The sequence below is a fragment of the Bacillus gaemokensis genome (genome assembly GCF_001590835.1).
GTDB classification, from domain to species: Bacteria; Bacillota; Bacilli; order Bacillales; family Bacillaceae_G; genus Bacillus_A; species Bacillus_A gaemokensis.
This window is the reverse complement of the sequence record NZ_LTAQ01000056.1, coordinates 269,335-292,814: the sequence shown is the minus strand read 5'-3', so window position 1 is coordinate 292,814 and position 23,480 is coordinate 269,335. Positions and strand designations below refer to the sequence as shown.

23 protein-coding genes and 1 riboswitch are annotated in these 23,480 nt (G+C 35.6%); of the genes, 5 read left to right on the top strand and 18 right to left on the bottom strand.

What is annotated here, in order from left to right; genetic code table 11:
* Position 1: 1 nt before the first annotated feature.
* From AZF08_RS24650 to phaZ, 11 genes are all read right to left on the bottom strand, one after another.
* Positions 2–679, bottom strand: a complete 678-nt coding sequence (locus AZF08_RS24650; protein WP_200875225.1) for a response regulator transcription factor — start codon at positions 677–679, stop codon at positions 2–4.
* A 95-nt stretch (positions 680–774) separates the two neighbouring features.
* Positions 775–2,022, bottom strand: a complete 1,248-nt coding sequence (locus tag AZF08_RS24645; RefSeq protein ID WP_033675839.1) for a DUF1015 domain-containing protein — start codon at positions 2,020–2,022, stop codon at positions 775–777.
* Positions 2,023–2,035: 13 nt separating this feature from the next.
* Positions 2,036–3,208: a 3-phosphoglycerate dehydrogenase family protein gene (locus AZF08_RS24640; RefSeq protein ID WP_033675840.1), complete on the bottom strand. Its 1,173-nt coding sequence runs from the start codon at positions 3,206–3,208 to the stop codon at positions 2,036–2,038.
* Positions 3,209–3,220: 12 nt separating this feature from the next.
* On the bottom strand, positions 3,221–4,303 hold the full coding sequence (gene serC, locus AZF08_RS24635; protein WP_033675841.1) for a 3-phosphoserine/phosphohydroxythreonine transaminase: 1,083 nt from the start codon (positions 4,301–4,303) through the stop codon (positions 3,221–3,223).
* Between the two features lie 207 nt (positions 4,304–4,510).
* On the bottom strand, positions 4,511–4,702 hold the full coding sequence (locus AZF08_RS24630; protein WP_033675842.1) for a DUF378 domain-containing protein: 192 nt from the start codon (positions 4,700–4,702) through the stop codon (positions 4,511–4,513).
* 91 nt (positions 4,703–4,793) lie between these two features.
* Positions 4,794–5,861, bottom strand: coding sequence for a glycoside hydrolase family 113 (locus AZF08_RS24625; protein ID WP_033675843.1), 1,068 nt, complete (start codon positions 5,859–5,861; stop codon positions 4,794–4,796).
* A gap of 166 nt (positions 5,862–6,027) precedes the next feature.
* Complete coding sequence (locus AZF08_RS24620; RefSeq protein ID WP_033675845.1) at positions 6,028–8,415, bottom strand: penicillin acylase family protein; 2,388 nt, start codon at positions 8,413–8,415, stop codon at positions 6,028–6,030.
* Between the two features lie 303 nt (positions 8,416–8,718).
* Entirely contained in the window at positions 8,719–9,567 is an 849-nt protein-coding gene (locus AZF08_RS24615; protein WP_033675847.1) for a DnaD domain-containing protein, read from the bottom strand.
* A 384-nt stretch (positions 9,568–9,951) separates the two neighbouring features.
* The gene (locus AZF08_RS24610; RefSeq protein WP_033675848.1) at positions 9,952–10,152 is read right to left on the bottom strand and encodes an NETI motif-containing protein; all 201 of its coding nucleotides are present in this window, start codon (positions 10,150–10,152) and stop codon (positions 9,952–9,954) included.
* Positions 10,136–11,332, bottom strand: coding sequence for an MFS transporter (locus AZF08_RS24605; protein WP_033675850.1), 1,197 nt, complete (start codon positions 11,330–11,332; stop codon positions 10,136–10,138). The genes AZF08_RS24610 and AZF08_RS24605 overlap by 17 nt, the downstream gene beginning before the upstream one ends.
* Before the next feature lie 275 nt (positions 11,333–11,607).
* Complete coding sequence (phaZ, locus tag AZF08_RS24600) at positions 11,608–12,525, bottom strand: intracellular short-chain-length polyhydroxyalkanoate depolymerase (RefSeq protein ID WP_200875226.1); 918 nt, start codon at positions 12,523–12,525, stop codon at positions 11,608–11,610.
* Between the two features lie 173 nt (positions 12,526–12,698).
* Here phaZ and AZF08_RS24595 point away from each other — a divergent pair, with 173 nt between their 5' ends.
* The 4 genes from AZF08_RS24595 (at position 12,699) to AZF08_RS24580 (ending at position 17,253) form a co-directional block, all read left to right on the top strand.
* Positions 12,699–13,118 (top strand): MarR family winged helix-turn-helix transcriptional regulator, encoded by a 420-nt coding sequence (locus AZF08_RS24595; protein WP_033675854.1) that lies wholly within the window; start codon positions 12,699–12,701, stop codon positions 13,116–13,118.
* A gap of 14 nt (positions 13,119–13,132) precedes the next feature.
* Complete coding sequence (locus AZF08_RS24590; protein ID WP_033675855.1) at positions 13,133–14,332, top strand: MFS transporter; 1,200 nt, start codon at positions 13,133–13,135, stop codon at positions 14,330–14,332.
* Between the two features lie 207 nt (positions 14,333–14,539).
* Entirely contained in the window at positions 14,540–15,802 is a 1,263-nt protein-coding gene (locus AZF08_RS24585) for a serine hydrolase domain-containing protein (protein ID WP_033675857.1), read from the top strand.
* 104 nt (positions 15,803–15,906) lie between these two features.
* The gene (locus AZF08_RS24580) at positions 15,907–17,253 is read left to right on the top strand and encodes a short-chain fatty acid transporter (protein WP_033675858.1); all 1,347 of its coding nucleotides are present in this window, start codon (positions 15,907–15,909) and stop codon (positions 17,251–17,253) included.
* A 53-nt stretch (positions 17,254–17,306) separates the two neighbouring features.
* On the opposite strand, the gene AZF08_RS24575 is transcribed toward AZF08_RS24580, so the two are convergent.
* From AZF08_RS24575 to AZF08_RS24565, 3 genes are all read right to left on the bottom strand, one after another.
* Positions 17,307–17,669, bottom strand: coding sequence for a hypothetical protein (locus tag AZF08_RS24575; RefSeq protein WP_033675860.1), 363 nt, complete (start codon positions 17,667–17,669; stop codon positions 17,307–17,309).
* Positions 17,666–18,241 carry an NAD(P)H-dependent oxidoreductase gene (locus tag AZF08_RS24570; protein ID WP_033675861.1) on the bottom strand — a complete coding sequence of 192 codons (576 nt, stop codon included), beginning with the start codon at positions 18,239–18,241 and terminating at the stop codon, positions 17,666–17,668. The genes AZF08_RS24575 and AZF08_RS24570 overlap by 4 nt, the downstream gene beginning before the upstream one ends.
* 282 nt (positions 18,242–18,523) lie before the next feature.
* Positions 18,524–18,784, bottom strand: coding sequence for a hypothetical protein (locus tag AZF08_RS24565; RefSeq protein WP_033675862.1), 261 nt, complete (start codon positions 18,782–18,784; stop codon positions 18,524–18,526).
* A 102-nt stretch (positions 18,785–18,886) separates the two neighbouring features.
* Positions 18,887–18,985: riboswitch (SAM riboswitch) on the bottom strand.
* A 131-nt stretch (positions 18,986–19,116) separates the two neighbouring features.
* Here AZF08_RS24565 and AZF08_RS24560 point away from each other — a divergent pair.
* Complete coding sequence (locus AZF08_RS24560; protein WP_033675863.1) at positions 19,117–19,308, top strand: hypothetical protein; 192 nt, start codon at positions 19,117–19,119, stop codon at positions 19,306–19,308.
* A gap of 34 nt (positions 19,309–19,342) precedes the next feature.
* Here AZF08_RS24560 and AZF08_RS24555 read toward each other — a convergent pair whose 3' ends face one another.
* The 4 genes from AZF08_RS24555 to AZF08_RS24540 all read right to left on the bottom strand — a co-directional run bounded on the left by AZF08_RS24555 (position 19,343) and on the right by AZF08_RS24540 (position 23,479).
* Entirely contained in the window at positions 19,343–20,065 is a 723-nt protein-coding gene (locus AZF08_RS24555) for a YwiC-like family protein (protein ID WP_033675865.1), read from the bottom strand.
* A 224-nt stretch (positions 20,066–20,289) separates the two neighbouring features.
* On the bottom strand, positions 20,290–20,994 hold the full coding sequence (locus tag AZF08_RS24550; protein ID WP_033675866.1) for an ECF transporter S component: 705 nt from the start codon (positions 20,992–20,994) through the stop codon (positions 20,290–20,292).
* The gene (locus AZF08_RS24545; protein WP_200875227.1) at positions 20,967–22,628 is read right to left on the bottom strand and encodes an ABC transporter ATP-binding protein; all 1,662 of its coding nucleotides are present in this window, start codon (positions 22,626–22,628) and stop codon (positions 20,967–20,969) included. Before AZF08_RS24545 ends, AZF08_RS24550 begins: the two co-directional genes overlap by 28 nt.
* Positions 22,601–23,479, bottom strand: coding sequence for an energy-coupling factor transporter transmembrane component T (locus tag AZF08_RS24540; protein WP_033675870.1), 879 nt, complete (start codon positions 23,477–23,479; stop codon positions 22,601–22,603). Before AZF08_RS24540 ends, AZF08_RS24545 begins: the two co-directional genes overlap by 28 nt.
* Between the last annotated feature and the right edge of the window lies 1 nt (position 23,480).

Here is a 23,480-nt window from a genome sequence, read left to right as displayed (position 1 = left end):
CCTATTTCAACTCCAACTTATAGCCAAGTCCGCGCACTGTTTTAATTTGAAAATCATCCGTTCGTTTTGAAAAACGATCTCGAAGACGCTTAATATGAACGTCAACTGTACGCTCATCCCCTTCAAAATCCATACCCCAAACAAGTTCAATCAACTCTTCCCTTGAAAATGTTCTACCAGGGTAACTTGCAAGCTGTGATAATAATTCAAATTCCTTTAACGGGAGTAAAATCGTTTGTTCCTTACATTTTACCTCAAAGCTTTTTCTATCAATCGTTGTCCCATGTAATGTGATAACATCCGCACTAAGCATCCGGTAACGACGTAGTAAAGCTTTCATACGAAAGATAACTTCTGCTGGTTCAAATGGCTTTACAATATAATCATCCGTTCCTGAGATAAACCCTTTCTCTTTATCCACCAATTGATCTTTGGCAGTTAATAAAATAACAGGTATATCATGATACTTTCTAATTTCTTCACATAATGTATACCCGTCAACAAACGGCATCATGATATCGACAATAGCAAGGTGAATATTTTCTTTTTCTAATATAGACTGTGCTACCTTTCCATCCTCGGCTTCAAAAACTTTATAGCCTTCCTTTTGTAAGTGGTATTGCAGTAATTCTCTAATGTGCCCGTCATCATCTGCTAATAAAATATGTATCATATTCATTAAATCCTTCCTTGTTCATCCTTCTACACCATTACATTAAGAAACATTTGTGTTTTTTGCAAGACAAAAGACAGCACGTAATATGCTGTCTTTTTCTATTCTAAAGAATGTATAATCAGTCCGCTCCGAAGTTTTGGTTCAAACCAAGTTGACTTCGGCGGCATAACTTCTCCCGCATCCGCAATGGCTAATAAATCTTCCATTGATGTCGGATATAAGGCAAAGGCTACTTTATAATCTCCACGATTTACAAGGCGCTCTAATTCTTCTAAACCACGAATACCACCAACAAAATCAATGCGGCTATCTGCACGTGGGTCGTGAATTTGTAGTACTTGACTCAATAAATGATCTTGTAAAATAGATACATCTAAACGTTTTACAACATCATGGGCATCGAATGTTTCTTCTTTCACAGTTAATTTGTACCATAGATGATTCAAATACATACCAAATGAATGTGGCTCAGTTGGTTTATATGGAGATACACCTTCCTTTTCCACATAAAAGTATCGTGAAATTTGCTGTAAAAATTGTTCTTCAGATAAACCATTTAAATCTTTCACAACACGATTATAATCCCAAATGGATAATTCATCATGAGGGAATAAAACAGATAAAAAGAAATTAAACTCTTCGTCCCCGGTATAGTTCGGATATTGTTCTCTGCGCATCAGTCCTACTTTTACAGCCGATGCTGAACGATGATGTCCGTCCGCAATATAGAGAGAAGGAATCTCTTCAAATGCTGTTACCAATGCAGCAATCACATCGCGTTCTGCAATCTTCCATATAACATGCTCTATACCATCATCCGTAGCAAATTGATAAATGGACGCATGATTTTCTTGCCAAGTTTCTATTAACTTTGTTACTTCTTCTTTCGTGCGATACGTTGAGAAAATTGGCCCAGTATTGGCATTACATACATCCACATGACGAATGCGATCTTGTTCTTTCTCGTGACGAGTCCGTTCATGCTTTTTGATTGTATTATCTGTATACTCATCAATTGATGTACAAACAACAAGTCCAGACTGCGTTCGCCCTTGCATCGTTAGTTGATAAATATAAAAACAGGGCTCTTCATCTTGAATCAATATTTCTTCGGTTATTAAGTTTTGTAAGTTTTCTCTTGCCTTTTCATATACACGATTATCGTATGGAGAAATAGCTGGATCTAAATCAATTTCTGCTTTATCAACATGTAAAAAAGAATACGGATTCCCTTTTACAACCGCTCTTGCTTCTTCACTATTTAACACATCATACGGCAGTGCTGCAACTTGCGCAGCTTTATCTGATACTGGACGAATGGCCCGAAATGGTCGAATTGTTGCCAAATTCCTCTCCCCTTTATACAATCATTCGAACGGCTACAACACCTGTGATTTGTTTTATATTTTCAACAATATTTTCTTTTATTATATCATCAATCCCGTTATCAATATCAATCATTGTATAGGCCCAAGAGTTTTTACTGCGGTTTATCATATCAGCAATATTAATATGATGCTCTGCCAAGCATCCTGTAATCTGTCCCACCATATTCGGAATATTTTGATGCATAATGGTAATCCGCTTCTTTCCTATATAAGGAAGTTCTACATTTGGATAGTTAACTGAATTACGGATATTACCTGTTTCCAAATAATCTCGTAATTGGCGCGCTGCCATAATAGCGCAATTTTCTTCAGACTCATACGTAGAAGCTCCAAGATGTGGTGTTGCCGTTACATTCTTCATTCTAATTACATTTTCATTTGGAAAATCCGTCACATAATGATTAATGATTCCTTCTTCTAAAGCTTTTTCTAAAACTGACTCATCTACAAGCTCTCCCCTTGAGAAATTAAATAGACGAACACCTTTTTTCATTGTTTGTGCAGCATGTTCTCCAATAATTCCTCTCGTTTGATCTGTAAGTGGAATATGTAACGTAATATAATCACATGTTGCAAAGATTTCATCTAAACTAAACGCGCGCTGTACATGCGTTGAAAGACGCCATGCTGTTTCAACTGAAATGTATGGATCATAACCAACGACATCCATCCCAAGGGATAAGGCATCATTTGCGACAAGTGCTCCTATTGCCCCAAGCCCAATAATCCCTAAACGCTTCCCAGCAATTTCTGAACCTACAAACTGTTTTTTTCCTGCTTCTACAAGCTGCGGAACTTCTTCACCTTCTAATTCTTTTGTCCATCCAACTCCATTTATAATATTACGAGAGGACATAATTAGACTTGCGATAATCAATTCCTTTACGGCATTTGCATTTGCACCCGGTGTATTAAATACAACAATTCCTTTTTCCGTACAACGGTCTACCGGAATATTATTTACCCCAGCTCCAGCTCTTGCAATTGCTTTTAAAGCTTTTGAAAACTCTTCTTGATGTAAAGAATAGCTACGCAGTAAAATACCGTCCGGGTGCTCTATTCCCTCAGCAACTTTATACTGATCTTCCCCAAAAATTTGCAAGCCTTTCTCGGCAATTTGATTTAATGTTTGAACGTGAAACATTTCCCCATCTCCCTATCTATTCTCTAGCTCAAATTCCTTCATAAACTCTACTAATTTTTGAACACCTTCTACTGGCATTGCGTTATAAATACTAGCGCGCATACCACCGACAGAACGATGACCTTTTAATGTGACAAGCCCTATTGCTTTTGCCTTTTGTAAAAACTGCTCATTTAACTCTTTCGATGGCGTGGTAAATGGGATATTCATAAGAGAACGACACGCAGGATTAACTGGTGAAGTAAATAATTTTGATTCATCTAAGAAATGATAAAGAAGTGCTGCTTTCTTTCTATTTTGTTCTTCAATTGCAGCTACTCCGCCTTGTTCCTTCACCCACTCTAGTACAAGCTTCGTCACATAAATACTAAAGGATGGTGGTGTATTATATAGAGAATTATTTTTACTATAAGTTTCATAGTTTAACATCGATGGACAAGAAGCATCTGCCTTACCTATTAAGTCTTTTTTTATAATCACAATCGTTAACCCTGCTGGTCCTAAATTCTTTTGCGCACCCGCATAGATTAAGCCAAACTTCTTCACATCATATTCTTCCGATAAAATATTCGAAGACATATCAGCGACAAGTGGAATATTTTCTGACTGTGGCAACTCAACATATTTTGTTCCTTCAATTGTATTATTCGTTGTAATATGTACATAATCTAGTTCGGAATGAATCAGAGAAGCATCTACATGAGGAATGGTTGCAAACTTTTCTTGTTCAGAAGAAGCGATGACTTCGACTTCTCCTACTTTTCTTGCTTCTTGCAATGCCTTCTTAGACCAAGAACCCGTAATGACGTATCCAGCTCTTCTATGTTCCTTCATTAGATTTAACGGAACCATTGAAAACTGTAACGATGCTCCTCCTTGTAAAAATAAAACTTCATAATTCTCAGGAATGTGCATCAATTCACGAAGCAAACTACTTGCTTCCTCAATAATATTTTGAAAATGCGAAGATCGGTGACTCATTTCAATTACAGACATACCTGTCCCGTTATAATTCAAAAGCTCCTTTTGCACTTTCTCTAAAACTGGCAAAGGGAGTATAGATGGTCCTGCTGAAAAATTGTAAACCCTCTCCATCACCCTTACAACCTCCCTGTTTCTACACTCTTTATTTTTTAAACTTTCTGAATTATAACCTATATAAAATATACGGTCAATTTGTTTTGTTCTATTACAGCTCAAGACGCAATGGAACCGTTTGCAGATGCATTTCTATTTATAAACATAGAAAAGAGTGTTAAGCACCTTATCTCGCTTAACACTCCATTCATAAATTTATAAGAGCTAATTGTCCGTAAAGAACCGATCGTAAATTTGATAAATAGCAGCAATACCAAAAAGCCAATAAATGGTATCAACAAGAGCCGGTGTTGAGCCAAACCATTTCTCAACTACATTATAATCGAGTGCCACAAACAACCAATTCAAACCGCCAAGAATCACCAAAACTACTGTAAGGTAAGACAAAAATTTCATTATGATTGCCCCCTAGGTGATAAGATGGTGAAAGGCCTTTCACTAGAATATATGTAACAAATTTCAAAACTTGCTTATTTTTTAATTAAATTTATTTCTTATACCAATCCTTAATAACTGTCTCTGCTTCCTTACTATGAATCTGATATGCATGATTTTCATCAGCGGAGCCAATAAACCATATTGAAAATCCTTTAAAGTATGATTTCGGCTCTAAAACATCTCGAAATACACGCCATCCATTATATTGAACCTCTGTAGAAAATACTTTTGAAACATCTGGATTCCATGGATTTTGTAATCCAAACTCTCGCGCTGGAATATTAAAACCTCCAAAATAAATCGGCTTTCCGGTCGTTTGATGTAATTGTTCCAACTGTTGAATCACATTTTGACCACGATTGTAAACTGTCGTTGCATATAAGCTTTTCTTTATTTCTTCATATGTTGGATTTTTCTTATCCGAAACTTCAAACCAACTATCAATACTCACAATATCCACTTTTTTTAAATACGGACGATTTATTTTCTCGATAAATTTCGCTTCATAAGATGGATCCCAATTTGCAGTTAACCACCAATTCATTTGATACAGAACATTTCCTTTATACTGCTTACGAACATAATCAATCGTATCATCCCAATACCCTTCTGCATATTCCATATTGACGAAATTAGAAGCTATCTTCAAACCATAAACCTTATACTTACTTGTGATTGTTTCAAAAATATCCTGTAGCACTACTGTTTTCCAATTCCAAAAGAAGTCATTGATATCACTTGGATTCCATTCCGTTTCCCCAACATTACCTTGCTGAATAAACGGAAACGGTTCGACTATAACTTGAATATTACGTTTTATTAATTCTCGAATTAACAAAATAGCTTGTTTCTTTTGATTTTGGTTTATTACCATACTAGTAGCATTTACATGAGGAATATCCACTTGAATCGGTACATTCACCGTATTTAAATCCAAACGTTTCACATCTTCTAATACTTTTGCTATATTCTGCACTTCCCAGACTGTTACATTTCCCGCTTTTATTTTCCCAGGCTGTACGCTGGAAACATCCGCCTGTACAGACCCTTGGAAACAAAAAGAAAATAACATGATGAACACTCCTAAACTACTTAATAATCTTTTGCTTTTCTTCATAAATCTCCTCCTATAAAACTTGACTTATATTTACCATTTTATACAACAATACCTATATATTCCAAAATAAAGATAATTCCGAATAAAAATAATAATCATTCTCCAACAAAAAAGGTATCTCCAAAATAACTTAATAGCTACTTTAGAAGACACCCTCTAATAAACCTTATTTAGGTTTTAAAGTTAACCTTTTATCCCCTATTCGATCTGCACTAAGTGTCGTAACATGATAATTCCCATTCACCCAATCTTCTATTTGATCATGATACCACCCGCTTTTAGAATGACCTGATTGACCTGGTCCCACTATATGATAGCCATTAAACATATCCTTTGTGTCTATAACAAATCTCCAGGATGCTCCGTGATTAACAATGCCATTATCTGCATAACTTGCTGCTTGAACCGTAATATTACTTCCCCCAACTGGGACAGGTTTTTCACGATTGAAAAAGAATGCAAGCAAATTAGATGATTTTGAAATAGGATGAGTAAAGGAAAGTTGATGGTAGTCCCCCCACTTCCATTTCGTTACATCTGAGCCATATTGACTTTTTAGCTTCTTCATTACCTTTGAATAGGATGTATGTAAAACCTCTGTGAAGCCTCCATGTTTAGAAAACCACGCACTATTTTCCCCATTCATTTGTTTACGTATCAATTCATCAACAACTTGTTGTTTGCCTTCAAATAATTCCATTACATCCTTCGGTATTTCCTTTGAAAATAGAGTATTGGATATTTCCTTCATCATTAAATGAAATATCAGCGGAGCAGCTTTATCTTTATTATCGTAAAAACCCCAATTCGTTAATTCTTTTACTCCCTGTCTCTCCACGTTTGATAAGTTTACTTTATTAAATTCTTTCAAAAATACCGGAACAAACTCTTTTGCGTAGAGGTTCTTTTGATCCATTTGCAAATCTTGTAAATCCTTTACAGTAAATTTATCCTTTTCCTGCAAAAACTCTTGAATACGCATTTGACGATACGGCTGCGCCCAAACGTGACTAATATGATACGGATAGTCATCATTTATAATTTTATTATTGGCTGTCGAAATAAATCCCTGTTCTGGATTTATAACCTTTGGAAGTTTATCAAATGGAATGTAGCCTTCCCATTCATATTCATCTGTCCATCCAGGAACAGGTAAACTCCCATCCCCTTTTTTACGTATCGGTATGTTTCCATTTGCTTTATAAGCAATCGTGCCATCTGTTGATGCAAATAAAAAGTTTTGAGTAGGAGTATGAAAATTTTCCAGTGCCGATTCAAATTCATTCCAATTTGTTGCTTTGTTCATATTCAATACAGCCTTTAATTCAGCTGAAGGTTCCAATGCCGTCCATTTAAGAGCAAAAACAGCCTCATCTTTATTTTTATAAGCAAATTCCGAAATGACCGGACCATGTCTCGTAATCGTCACTTCGTAAGGAATTGTTTTTCCATCTTTCACTTTTATAGATTCCTTCACAATCGTAGCTTTTTCCCATCTGTCGTTATACAAAAATTCATTTGGATTATCAGGGTTTCTTTTTTCAATATATAAATCTTGCACATCCGGATCTGTATTCGTAACACCCCAAGCAATTTGTTTGTTATGCCCTAACATAATACCAGGAACACCCGCAAAAATAACTCCACTCACATTTATATCTTTCATTTCTAAATGTGTTTGATACCATATAGATGGTGTCGCCAAAGAAAGATGAGGGTCATCTGCTAATATAGGCATTCCAGATGCACTTTTTTCCCCACTTACAACCCAATTATTACTACCATTAAACTCTGGTGGAATCACCGTTTTTGAAAAGCTTTTTGCTACATTCACATTCATATTATTTAACTGTGCTAATAATCTAGGTGCATCCTTTGGATAAGTTGGAAATAACTCATAGGCCTTTTCTTTTGAAAGGTTCTGTAGTGCCCAGAATCGAAATGCTTGCCCATGCCAATGACCACCTAAGTCAAAGGCCATATACTTTCCAATCGTTAAAGAATCAATAGTGGTCCATTCAGCAGGCTCATACCCTAGTAAATGAAACTCTACTGGTAGTTTCCCATCCTTTTTTGCTTCATGTATAAATGCATTTACTCCATCTGCAAAAGATTGCAAAGCATCTTTCGCTTCGCCTGTATATTGATTAACAGATGCTTCTGCTGCTCGCCTAAGCCCAAGAGTTCGGAATAATTTATCTTTGTCTAGCGCCGCTTCCCCAACAACTTCACTTAATGTTCCAGATGCTTGTCTTCTACTTAAGTCCATTTGAAACAGGCGATCTTGCGCCTGAACATATCCTTGTGAAAAATATAAATCATGCGTATTCTCAGCCTTAATATGAGGCACTCCTTTTGCATCTCGCGTTACTTGAACAGACTTTTGCAGACCGCTCACTTGAACATTTCCTTCTACCTTTGGCATTGATTTCATCACGAATGTGTTTACAAAAATCGCCACGGCAACAAGTAAAAAAAGAATGATACTACCAGACCAAATGACAATTCTTTTTCCCTTACGCCTTTTCCTCCTCTGCTTCACAACAACTTCCATACAAGCTCCCTCCTTTTTCAATTTATTCGCTCATATTAGGAGAGAACCCTTTCAGATTATAGAGAGTTATAAAGCACCATCTATTAATATAACTTTATCTTTAAATAGATTAATTAAATTATTTTTATAAACCATGAATTCCTCTCCTGTATATGTTGCTCGATTATGTAATTAGGCTCATCCTACCTCTATTAGATAATCGATGTACTAGCATTACCAATTTCCAATCCTTATTTTTCTATATCCATAAAGAAATCGTCAAATCGTCTGTCATATTTTCAAGTTGATTCTTCGTATAATCACTCATGACTGCCACCCTTGTTCCTGAAAGAACTTCTGTAATTCTTCCTCAGACGGTACGTTTTTCTCCCATTCTTCACATTCCTCCAAAAACTTCTTAGTCTCACAAATAACAGACGGTTCCTTCTTCCAGAATTTCGCTGCCGCTTCCTCCACTTCACTAGGTTTCGTATATCCCTTTTTATGCCAATCTCGTAAAATCCCCTTCACATAAGCAAGCGTTCGCTTATTATTTTCAGAGGCAATCTGAAATGCCTTTAGTACAAGTTCCTCCGACAAATCCGCAATCCATTCACTTAATTTCTCCACTACATAAGACGACAAACTACCGAAGTTTTGTTCATAAAACGTGAATACATTGCTTCCTGAATCCACTTCTTCTACTTCATAACTTGCAATAGGTTCTTGAGGAATAATATCAGACACTTCCACCGGCATGCCAAAATGCTCTAGCAATAGCGGAATATTTAGCTCTTCCTCCAAACATTTTCGAAGAAACATATGTACAAACTCTTTGTTTTTCACAGTCTTTAACTCACGTAACACGCACTTCTCCATGTTCGTATTCGTAACTGGATTATAGCGTAACCAATTTTGTATGTATAACTCCTTCGTTTCTGCATCATATAATATCTTTCCATACTCAATAAATCGATGCAGTAATTTCTCAACAGTCTCCCTGTTGTAACCTGTTTCCATCTCCGCCAAACGCTTCGGCAACGGATAAATCCCGCATTGCGTCGTTTTCGAGCATGTCAGCAAATAAATATAAAAGTATCGCTCCTCCGGCGTTAAATCCAAAACAAAATCATCTTGCCAAAAGTTCACCTGTACATTCCGGTATACTGCCATGTTTATTCCTCCCATCCTTTAATGACAAATATGGAATCGATGGTTCCATAATGTATATAGGGATGTGGGAAGAAATGTGGCGGATTTATTTTATATTTTTTAAAATTACTACAATGTTATTTTTTGAAATGATTCTTGTAGTAGTTTTTTGTTTTGTTTTTGTAATGATTTATTAGTTGGAAGGGGCTTAGGTTGGGCTTATAAGGGGCTTAAAAAGAGCTTAGAAGGACATATATAGAATAAAGAATTTCATCATTTCACAAACATAGTTTACAGAGTTCCTATTTCTCTCAAAAATTTAATTGAGCGGGCAATAAAAAATACACCACTGCCATTACGTGATGTACTTTTTATTCTATATAAGGAAGGAAGATCCCCCTCCTCTTATTTCAACTTTCCTTCAAAAATAATTTTTCTCCCGCACGGTTCTACTACTGTTTTCCCATCCTTTTTCACTTCATGAAAAATTGGTTCTTCCATACGACGAGAAGGTGCATATCCTTCTTTCTCCATACGCGCTAAACAATCTGTAATTGCTTCGTTCTCCTGTACTTCAAATTTTTTCTTATTAGGTTGTTTTGTCATACTCTAACCTACTTTCTATTTTTCTTGATGCTAATTGACTTTTCATATATGTGATATATAGAAGTGCAATGATTGCCATTATAATCATAACCGCTATAAAAAAGCTTGTATACTGTATTTTTTCTATAAATATGCCTCCTAATACAGGCCCCATAATACTTCCTATACTAAAAGCAATTCCAGACAATATATTTCCAGCTGGCAGTAAATGTCTTGGTAATAGATCTGTCATAAATCCAAGCCCTAAGGAGAAACATGAACCGATTACCATCCCAGCTAAAAGCATACATCCAAATACAATCCAATAATATTGATCAAACATCGCAGCAAGTAAGAAGACTATTGTACTTACACTAAATGTCCACGTTAAAATGCGGTCTCTTCCATATTTATCACTTAATATACCAAGTGGAATTTGTGTAATGATTCCCCCGATTGCAAATGCAGGTAATAAGAAAGATACATCAGAGACAGACCATCCTTTACGAAGGGCATATACTGGCAAATTACTATTTAACATCGCTTCTAATACACCGTACGCTAAAGGTCCCATAAGCGCAATCCATGCAAGAACAACCACTTGTTTATAGCGAGAAAATGAAGATTCATTTTCCTTCCCTGTGTTATCTTCCTCTGGAAAAGCGTTTTTAGTTGGAAGTAATAGTAACCAACCTACTAGACAAAGAATCGTAGATACGATAAATGGCGTTGCAAGTCCATACTGGACCATACTAGCTAAATATGGGCCTACCGCAAAACCAATACCAAAAAACACTCCATATATAGAGACTTGTCTCCCTATTTTACTAGGGTCAGATGTCGTTGTAATCCACGTCTGTGTTCCAACATGTAACATATGGTCTCCTATTCCAACTAGAAAGCGAAGTAGAAACCATACCCAAAATGAAAATGTTTGTGTAAAAAAGAATAATGAAATGATCACAAGAAATCCACCAATTACGATAATCGGTTTCATCCCAAACCGTTGCATCGGTTTTTCAAGCCATGGTGAAACAAATAAAATCCCCATATATAACGCCGTTGCATGAATTCCATTAATACTAGAACGAATTCCTTCTTGCTCAAAAATCATTGCGATAGCTGGCAGAAGCATCCCTTGTGATAATCCAGAAATCGCAACAATTCCAACCATAATCCAAAATGTAAAACGCATTGACATTCTGTTCCCTCTCCCTCTTCAAAGTCACCAATTTTCATTATAAACTGTTTTAAAGAATGAGTGTGTAAATACCAATATAAAAAGGAGTTAGAAGATTAGCCTTCTAACTCCTTAGCCATCGCAAACTTAAGACTTTACATGCTTTAAATCAAAAAACTTTCACATAAGAAATTACATATCATACTTGCTATATCATATACGCTTGAAGATGATTGCAAAGATTTCGTATAGAGCGAATGTACAAATACTATAAAATTTATCCCCTTAGGAAATCACTATTTATTTTCCAACCAATTTGTAACATGCTGTGTAAACTCATCTAAGCAATCAATAAACGGTGAATGCCCACAATCCTCTAATATGACTAACTTAGCGTTCGGAAGATGTTTTGCTAATTCTTCCCCCACCACTTGTGGAACAACATAATCACGATCTCCTTGTAAGACAAGTGTCGGTACCCTAAGACGATGAATGTGTCCATTCCCAAGTACAACTCCATTATGTTCATCTGAAATATTAAATGTAATTAAAGCATAGTTTACGTCTACAAAATTACGCTGCGTTAACATATCATCTAAATATTTTTCATAGCGCTCTGGATCTGGTTTATTATGTGTATAAATGAGTAGGTTCCAGACTGTTCGATAATATAGCTTGTTCATATTTTTGATTGCATCTAATACAGGAACAATTTGAACAGGGTCTTGCGCTACTTCTTCTTTTGTTTTTAATAAAGTAGATACAATTGGCTGTCCATTCATATCCTTTTTGAACATCGGATATCCTTTCATGCCAACTGATTCAACCAAGATCAGTTTTTCTACATGATCTGGATAACAAGCCGTAAACTCCATTGCGACACCACCACCCATTGACCAACCCATCAATGTAAACTTCTTTAATTGAAGTTCATCTATAAATAGCTTCAAATCATCTGCAAAGTCTTGTAATGAATCTATTGGCTTATGATAGGATGACTGACCAAATCCCCTTAAATCAATTGCATAAATATGATATTGGTCTTGGAATTTCTCAATAGCTAAATCCCAATGCTGCGAGGACGTCATATTCCCATGAATCAGTACAAGTATTTCTCTATTCTTCCTTCCAACTTCTTGGTATGCAATCGTTTCTCCATTCGACAATGAAACCGAATCCATTGTTGTAGGCTTAATCATCACACACTCCCCCATTCTTTTAAATAGAAAGAAAATTCCAAATCTAATTTTAGAATAACATACAGAATGTATGTTCTCAACACAAAACTTACACGAATTTTTTACATAAAACAACATGTCTCTCACTAGACAATTCTGACAAAAAGGTATATAGTTAGCTAGGTAACTAATTTGAAAGGAATAAATAAATGGACGAAAAACAACATTTTTTTCACATTGTCAGCCAAACTTCTCGGAAGTTTACAAAGAAATTCAATGAACGCGTGTCACCAACTGGTTTATTTAGCGCACAATGGGCTGTCATTTTCCGAATCAATCAAACCGGATCTTGTACACAAACTGAATTATGTCAATATTTAAATGTTGAATCTCCTACAATGACTCGTACGTTAACACGTATGGAAGCAATGGGATGGATTATTCGCACAGAAGGAAAAGACCGCCGTGAAAAACTAATTTCATTATCAGAAACAGCAGTGAAAATGATTCCAGTATGGCAAGAAGAAGTAGATTCATTTGAAGAAAAAACGTTGCAAAATATAAACGAAGAAGACTTGCAACGTGCATTTCAAGTTTTAAAAAATATCATTAAAAATCTAGATGATTAATTGGAGGGATGACGATGCAAAGTGAGAAACTTTGGACGAAGGACTTCCTTGGAACTTGTTTTAGTAGTCTGTTTCTCTTTTTAACGTTTTACATGCTTATGACCACTTTACCTGTCTATGTAATAGATGGCTTGAAAGGAAAACCTGAAGAAATCGGTTTAGTCGCAACAGTCTTTCTTATTTCTTCTGTCCTATGTAGGCCGTTTACTGGAAAGTGGCTTGACGACTTAGGAAGAAAAAAAATATTATTTATTTCTCTTTCTTTATTCTTAGCAGCTACCGTGATGTATTTCGGAGCGCAGAGCTTATTCTTATTACTTGCCCTTCGCTTCCTTCATGGTATTGGATTTGGAATGGCAACTACAGCAACAGGTACGATTGTAACAGATGTCGCACCACCACATCGCCGCGGTGAAGCACTCGCTTATTTTGGTGTATTTATGAGTCTACCGATGGTAATCGGTCCTTTTTTAGGTTTAACGATTATTTCACACTACTCATTTACTGTTCTATTTATGGTTTGTTCTGTATTTTCATTACTAGCATTTCTATTAGGTTTACTCGTAAATATTCCACATGAAAAGCCGGTAAGCAAACCAAAACGTGAACGAATGAAATGGAAAGATTTAATTGAACCTTCTTCTGTTCCAATCGCTCTTACAGGATTTGTTCTTGCATTTTCTTATAGTGGTATTTTATCCTTTATTCCTATTTATGCGAAAGAACTTGGTTTAGGAGAGATTGCAAGTTACTTCTTTATTGTATATGCACTTGTTGTTGTCCTTTCTCGTCCATTTACAGGGAAGATATTTGATCGATTCGGTGAAAATGTACTTATTTATCCTTCTATTATCGTGTTTACCATCGGGATGTTTATATTAAGTCAGGCACAAACGTCATTTTGGTTCTTAGGAGCTGGTGTATTAATCGGTTTAGGATACGGAACATTAATTCCAAGCTTCCAAACGATTGCCGTTTCAGCTGCCCCTAACCATCGTCGTGGCACAGCAACAGCTACTTATTTTTCATTCTTTGATAGCGGTATTGGTTTCGGTTCTTTCATATTGGGTATAGTAGCCGCACAAACAAGCTATCATAATATGTATTTCATTGCAGCCATTATCGTTGCATTCACATTACTTATTTATTACGGCTTACACGGCAGAAAACAAAAGTTCAAAAAGCAACGTACAGCTGGAAAAGTATCTGCTTAACGTTAATAAGGAAAGTAAACTTCTCTGTTTACTTTCCTTATTTTGTATTTCTAAGAAAACGAGCGTATACTTACTGTAGAAATAAAGTGAAACTATAATTAGTTGGGATTTTACGGATAGTTCATCTCCCCTTCGTGTCTTTTGCTTTCGCTGAATTTTTAAGAATATTACTGCCCGTAAATAGCGGGATAACAAGGAGGTACATATATGAATTTAAAAAGGTCTCCCCTTTTATTGCTCATGCTTACACTATTATTTGTTATTACGGGACTTGGATTTACGTTTTTCAAACAGAGTAAAATCACCCCATCTAAAGAAAACGTAACAAAGGCAAATTGGTTACAAGATCCATACTTACGTTGGTCATACACACATATGAAAGAATTAGCTTTAACAACTGACGTAAAAAACGATCCTAAACACGTATCAATCTTCCCTACTGCATTACAAAATTTAGATGATTACTCTGTTAAACAGACAAATGGAAGAACTATTCCTTTAAATAAACTATTAAATCAAAACAAAACAGATGCCTTTGTCGTTGTACATAATGGGAAACTTGTTTATGAACAATATTTTAATGGATATAAACAAAATACACCGCATGGAATGGCCTCTTTAGCTAAAGTATTTACTGGTTCACTTGTGCAATCTTTAGCTGAAGAAAAGCTTATTGATGTAAATGAGTCTGCTGAAACGTATGTCAAAGAATTACGGAACACTCCATTTGGGAAAGCAACCATCCAGCAATTAATGGACATGCAAGTTTCTGCCGAATACCCTACACATGGATATATACAGCGAGGACTAGAAAATCAAGATGCACAACTATATTTAGCTAGTAACATTCTTCCTCGTTCTAAAAATTATGACGGTCCAATGAAAATTTATGATATGTTACGAGAAGCAAAAGAAACTGCACCACCTGGTACACATTTTTCGTACAATAACGGTTCAGCTGAAACACTTGGCTGGATTATACGAACAGTAACTGGTAAATCATTAGCTGAAAATGTAAGTGAAAGAATTTGGTCCCAAATAGGTATGGAAGAAAATGCTTATTATGTTACTGATGAAACAGGAGTTGAACAAGCCAGCGCCGGTTTAAATGCAACTGCAAGAGACATGGCCAGGTTTGGTCAATTACTTTTAAATAACGGTCATTACAATGGAATACAAGTTCTTCCTTCCTCTATTTCAGAAGAGGTAAAAAACATACAAGAAGGAGAGCTAGCAATTGGACATGGTGCATCAACCTCTTACCATAATCAATGGTGGATTCCTCATAATGAACACGGTGCCTTTGAAGTGCTAGGTAGTTATGGGCAATGTCTCTATATAGACCCAAAAGCGAATATGGTAATCGTACATTTTTCATCTAATGCTGAGCCGAGCGGTGACGTTCATTCTACTTATTCAAATATGTATGTAGATATCGCCAAATACTTAGAACAGCTTTCACATAAGTGAGGGCTATTCTCTTTTTTAATTATCTGAATTTCCTGTTTAGTGGGGGTTATCACTAAAACTTTATCGAATATTTTAAAGAAATACAGTTAAGGAGGTTGATTCATTTGTTCCGCTCTTTTACAAATGGTTGTGTTGCTCTTGTACAACGATTTTTACCGGAACCCTTTATTTTATCCTGCTTGTTAACGATTTTCGTTATCTTCTTCGGAATGTTTGCAACGTACCAATCACCAGTAGAAATGATCGCCCATTGGGGAAATGGGATTTGGGGACTTTTAGCGTTCTCCATGCAAATGGCCCTTGTACTTGTTACAGGTTCCGCATTAGCTAACGCCCCTCTCATTCGAAAAGGCTTAGCAAAAGCTGCTCAATTGCCTAAAACAAGTGGACAAGGTATTATTGCAATTTCTATTATAAGCTTATTAGGTGCCTACATAAATTGGGGATTCGGCATTGTTGTTTCTGTTTTATATGCGAAAGAAGTTGCCAAGCATATAAAAGGATTAGACTATCGTCTTGCAATCGCATCTTCCTATTCTGGCTTTCTCATATGGCACGCAGGACTTTCTGCCTCCATTCCACTTACTTTAGCGTCTGGTGGCGAAACATTAATCAAAACCACTGCTGGGAGTATAAAGGAAGCAATTCCAATAACAGAAACATTATTTTCACCGTATGCGATTGTTCCTGTAATCATCTTCTTAATCACCATGCCACTTATCAATAGAGCGATGCATCCGGATGCAAAGCATACAATTACAGTGGATCCAAGCGTATTTCAAGAAGAAGCAGCTGCGCAAGAAGCTCAACCACATACATTTGCTGAAAAGATGGAAAATAGTATTTGGGTGACTGTTTGCATTGGTTTCTTAGGACTTATTTACATTATTCATTACTTTAGTACAAAAGGCTTCAATCTTACACTCGATATCGTTATTTTCATATTGTTAATCGCTGGTCTTATTTTCCATCGTACTCCTATCCAGTATATTCGTGCCTTTTCAGATTCCACGAAAAGTGCTTCCGGAATCTTATTGCAATTCCCATTTTACGCGGGAATTATGGGAATGATGATTGGCGCTAACAGCGAAGGACTTTCACTTGGGGGAGCTATTTCTAATTTCTTTATTAGTATTTCTAATGAAACTACTTTTCCTCTGTTCACATTTTTAAGTGCGGGAATTGTTAATATTTTCGTTCCATCTGGAGGCGGGCAATGGGCTGTCCAAGCTCCTATTATGATTCCAGCTGGCGCTGAACTTGGTGTGCCTGCTGCTAAAACAGCGATGGCGATTGCATGGGGCGATGCTTGGACTAACTTAATACAACCTTTTTGGGCTTTACCAGCATTAGCAATTGCTGGTTTAGGCGCTCGCGATATTATGGGTTTTTGTGTCATTAACTTACTTTATGCTGGTGCAATCATCGGTTTATGCTTCCTTTTGATTTGAATTTAAAACATACAAAAAGCTAGTTTTATACTAGCTTTTTTACATAATAATTATTAAAATAATAACTCTCTTTCAATACATATAATTACATTTCTCCATTCTCTGATAGTAAGGTTTAATCTTTCATATGCAAATAACTTCGTACAAACACTTTCTATAATTGAAGGATTTTTTCTTAGAAAGTCCCAGCGCAATGCTTTCGGCAAGTAATAACTCTTATAGTCTTTACTTTCCTTAATAATCCAATCAACTTCCCGTTCACAAATTCCCCTTACTAAAAAATCCGCTCTTAATTCTTGGTACATTTTTCGAAACAATTTATTATGATGTTTCAATTGAAGTAAACAGGCTATATAAGTACGGAACAATTCGTCTTTGCGATTACAGCATCTCATTATGTTTTCTATTTCACTCATAATTTTTTTGCCTTCTCTTGCATTTCTAACAACCACTTTTCCCGTTTTACTGCTTTACTTGTTTTTACAGATTGAAAGACAGAACGCTTTATATGACGAATACCACAAAATCGTAAGATGCCTTTTTTCATAATTACCCAATCAGCTGAGCGATACAGTAATGCCACATACCATAGTGGGGAATCTAATGTATTAATAACCCATGCCTTTTTCCCTACGAGTAATCCTTTTGGTAATGCTCCTTCATACTTATAAGCGAACCCTGTAACGAAAACACGATCAATAAACCCTTTTAAAATAGCAGGCATCCCCCACCACCATATAGGATAAATAAAAATAAACAAATCTGCTTCTTTTACTAATTCCCTATATTTTTCTGTTTCTTCTTCGTATACTAAATCATGTCTTCTCTTATCATCATTAAAAATAAGTACTGGGTTAAATTGTTCCTTATGTAAATCAAGTAATGTAACCGAATGATTCGTTTCTTGAAGTCCTTTTTGGATATGTTCTAAAATGGCTGCATTGAAACTAGATGGATTGGGATGTGCATATATGATTAGTATATTCACCTGTTCACAACACCTTTCCTTTAATTCCCTTTTGACTTTCCTCCAGCTTGCATGCTATTCTAATACATGTCAAGTAGCAAGTCTATTTGACAAATGACTGACACCTACTCGGCGAAGGTGTCTCTTTTCGTTTCTAGCCGAATGAAGTGCCTCTTTCAGGGCATATTCAACTTTTGACACTACACACTCAACACCATTCCCTTGTATCAGGCTGCATTAGCAGTCTTTTACTCTACATACATTTTTAATTTTCAAACAAATCGTAACATAAAAAAAGAGAGACTAACTCCCTTTTCGTGCCTTATAATATACCCCTTTCTCAGTATATAGATAATCATCATTAGCTAAAGTAATTTTCCCATCCAGTTTCAGTTCGTCTAATAATCGTGATAAATAAAATTGGTGTAACATTTTTTTTGTGAATTTTCCTTCATGATGCGAAACGATATGTTCTTGAATATCTAACAGTGATATAGGTTTATCTTGTTCCATCATATATTCATATACTGCATTACGCAATTTTACGTATTTTTCAAGTGTCACAGTACAATTGCAACCCCTTTCTTCTTATTCTGTTGTTTTCGTAATCGGTTTTTTTGCAATAAAAAAACCTCTTCGATAAGAAGAAGTTACGTATATATCTTCGTCTTATCTCCCAGAACAAATATGTTCTGCTGGAATTAGCACCTACATCGCGGTTGCTGGGTTTCATCGGGCCAGTCCCTCCACCTCTCTGGATAAGAAAATATTCACTTTATATCTTACTATATCCATTCTCATGATAATTGTCAAATAATATAAAACAATTACACTCAGTTATATTTTCTTTTCTAAGGCTCATACTAGAACTGTATGTACAAAAGGAGGAGTATATGATGAATAAAAACGCACGTGGATATGTTCAGGATTCGTTTCATTCGTTGCAGGAAGCAAAGCACTGTTTAGAAAGCGCCTTACAAACAGTTGAAAAAAGTGATAATCGAGAGAGAATCGAACAATCTCTACAAGCTGTGGACCACGCATTACAAAAATGTAATCATACTGTTCATATTTTAGAACAAGAATGAATGCTGCCCATCTCTTTATTAGATGGGTAGCATATCAAATGGCATACTGTAATAGTATTGCCGTCACAATTAAGAAATATACAGAATTAATGATTTCTAAGACCCCTACTTTTAAAATAGATATTTTCTTACCATATAATATAATTGCCCGAACTAAACTCGGTGCAAAAACAAGAGAGAGCCATGGATTTACTACAAACAACACAATTGTTAAGACAATATGATATCCCCATGATACAAAGCGATACATAGGATTATTCTTTTCACGTATCATCGTCTTCACATAGAATGTACTCCCTAAAAAATACAGAAAAGAAACGACCGCAATCGACAAAGCTGTCCTATCAATTGTTTTCATTGAAAAATAATAACTAATTAAACCACCAATGCAGAAAACAAGTATGGCACAAATATCATTTACTAATGCTCGTTCCTTTTTTTGACGGGCGAAATATATATTTACGATAAAGAGGGGCATCATTATAAGTGCAAATAAAAGAATTTTCCATTCATATAGTAAAGATACTATCCCGAAAATACATGCAATAATAAAATAAATGATTGCTGAATGTAAAAACTCTTTCTTCCGTGTCTGCTTTATGTACATCAGAAATGGATACGTTGCTAAATAGATAAACAACCAAGCAATAAAGAGTAGTATATGATATAAAGTAGGTTTACCAAGTAATACACTAAGTACAAATGGAATCAGCAACATCCCCCATGCACCATGTTGCTTCGGAACAACTAACTTCATGAATATTACATCTCCTCGTTGAAAACTTTTATCATTTACTATTATATAAAAAGTCGATAGAAAAATCGAAATATATTAAGTCGATCTCTTAACATTTTTCTTATTATCAAAAAAAAATGCTTCTTACCATTGGTAAGAAGCATGAAAGAGGCAAACGAATATGTAAGTCGCGACCCTTACTTTATATGATTATGCTTTTTGGTATATGCTTATGCTTTGTTTCCTTAAGATAATAACTCTCTATCATCTAAAATTCCATATTTCTTTTTAAATCTTGTAATAATTGTAATCCATGATGAGCTAAATAAAGTAAGAAAGGTTACGTTAGAAATAGCATGAGCTAAATCAAAATAAAAGCTCGCGGCATAATACGCAAGAAATGTTTTCCACGTTACGTCTTGTAAAAAACCAAGAAGTCCCCACAAATTCATAATCCACCCAAAAATAAAACCAACTATAAATCCGTAAATGATTCTCCCCCACAACTTCTTCATTATAAATGTGTTTCGAAGTAAACCAGCTATAAATCCGATCATTCCCCAAGCAAACATTTGCCACGGCGTCCATGGCCCTTGTCCTAAAAATATATTAGATACAAGTGCTGCTGTTGCCCCAATCATAAATCCTGTCTCACTTCCAAAAACAATTGCAGACACAATAATAACAAAAGAAGTTGGCTGTACACTTGGCATAATTGAAAATGGTACACGGCTCACGGCTGCTATCGCTGCTAATACAGCTACCAGGACAATTTCACGTGAAACAAATGCTTTTTTCTCAAACCGTATATAGAAAGGTAACATGATAATAGCTAACAGGAATAAACTGCACCAAATATAATATTCATCTGTTACAAAAGAAGTAAACAGAAGCATACTTACTGCAATAATAAGAATAAGTATTATGAAAGCAAAATATCGTCTGGACACGCTTTATACACATCCTCCCACGTTAACGCATAAGGCAATTGTTTACGAATGAACCGATTAATAGATGTTGTATAAAAGAAATTGTTACTAAAGAATTGCTTCGGTACATCATCCGTGATCACGTTTCCATCAAATAGCATCATACAATAATCCACATATTTTGCTGCAAATTCAATGTCATGCGTCGCCATCACAATTGTTGTCCCTTCTTTTTGTAATTCTTGAAACAATTGACCTAATCGCTCTTTTTTCTCTGGATCCAACCCTTTCGTCGGTTCATCTAATAACAATAGACTCGGTTTTGATAATAAAGCTGTACATAGTGCAATCAATTGTTGCTCTCCCCCACTACAATCATGCGGATGACGATTACGAATAGAATGGAGCCAAAATCGTTTCAACATATCTTCTGTAACTTGCTTCCCTCTATCACCATATAATTCATTTGCTCTTTCAAACACTTCATCCCACACTGTATCAAATGTAAAATGATAGTATGGGTGTTGCGATACATATCCTATTCTTTTAAATCGTTCTTTTGAATCGATTTTATGAATCACATTTCCGTTCCATCGTACTTTTCCTCTTCTAGCTTTTTGTAACCCTGCTAAAATCGTCAAGAGTGTAGATTTTCCAGTACCATTTTTCCCAACAAGGGCAGTCCACTTCCCTTGTTCAATCGATAATGTTAAATCTCGTAAAATAAATGGACTATGCTTTTCATATTGAAATGATATATGTTCCGCTTGTAAAATCACTTCTTTTGTTTCTATTTTTGATATATGTTGCACTTCATCTTTTATGGGTAATTCAGAACGAATTTGTAATTGTGCTTCTCGCACTGTAAAGGGGATCTGCTCTATATTCCACTCTAAAAACAATCTTGGAATTTGCGGTATAAAGGGCCGGAACTCTTCTAATTCCCACATTTTCGATATAACAGTTTGCGGATTTCCATCGTATATAATTTCTCCATTATTCATAAACAAAACCCGAGTTGCCAATGGAATTACCTCGTCTAAACGATGCTCACTTATTATAATTGTAATTCCAAGTTCTTCGTTGATTCGTTTTAATAGCCCTAAAAAGTCTTTAGCAGCAATTGGATCCAGCTGAGCTGTTGGTTCATCCAGTAACAGTAATTTGGGTTGCAAAACCAATATTGCAGCTAAGTTAACAAGCTGTTTTTGTCCACCTGATAAAGTATGAACAGATTGATGCAATAAATCTTGAAAGCCTAAAAAACTAATTAACTCGGCAATTCTTTTTTGAATGACATGTGATGCTAAACCAATATTCTCTAATGAAAATGCCAATTCTTGAATCACTGTATCCATTACCAGTTGATTTTCTGGATTTTGAAACACCATTCCGACTTCTTGTGCTGACAATAAGTTTGGCATATCTTGTAAAGAAGTTCCATCATAATACACATTACCTACACGATTTCCAAGCGGCAGTACTTCTTTTTTGAAATGCTTCAAAAGCGTCGTCTTACCACATCCTGATGGACCAGCCAATACAATAAATTCACCTTGTGAAACTGACAAAGAAATATTCGTTAATGCTTGTCCACTTTCATCGGCATACGTAAATGATAGATCTTCTATTTCTGCATGCGCCACCATAGCCATTCCCTCCCTTCCATTATGATTGGTAAACTAATAAACATACTAAATAAAACGAATAGCACACCATCATATTGCTGAAATACAAGCGATTCTACTCTTGGATAGATCAATAATTTCCCAGCACCATAATAATTAAGCGCGAAACAACTTAGTAATAAAATCACCAAACACGTAAATATATAGTAATCTTGTTTTCCCATCCGATATCGAATATATGTGCTACGCTTTGTCACTCCAAATCCACGTGCTTGCATCGAATCTGCTGTTTGTAATGCATCTTCTAAAGAACAAACGAGTAACACTTGTAATAATTTCATCCCGTTTTTTATTCTATCTATTAGCGATCCCGAATCTAATTGAACACCTTTCGTTTTTTGAACGAGAGTAATTTGTCTTAAGCGCCGAATAAATAACGGTACAAAACGCACTGTTATCATTGTCAACAATACAACTTTGGGCGAGATTCGTGAAAATAAATACAAAAATTTATGACTTGAAATAATATCATTATAGGAAGTAAATGTAAACATAATAGCAAGTAACGATAACCCCATTATTAGTCCGTACATACATGCTTCTAATGTAATTCGATTATCACCCAAACGAAATAAAGTAGTCGCTCCTCTATGTGTTAACAACGGATTTAACACGATAACCATCAAAAAGAAAACCAAGGTGCTTGGCAACATTTTTCTTATTTTCTCACCATTTCCTTGCATGATGTTTACCAGCACGATCATAATAATTGCGCCCATTAAAAAAAGAGGGTGAAGACACACCATACATAGTATCATCACCCCGATATAATAGAAAAAATTCACAAAAGGATGTAACGCAGAAAAGTTAATTTTCATA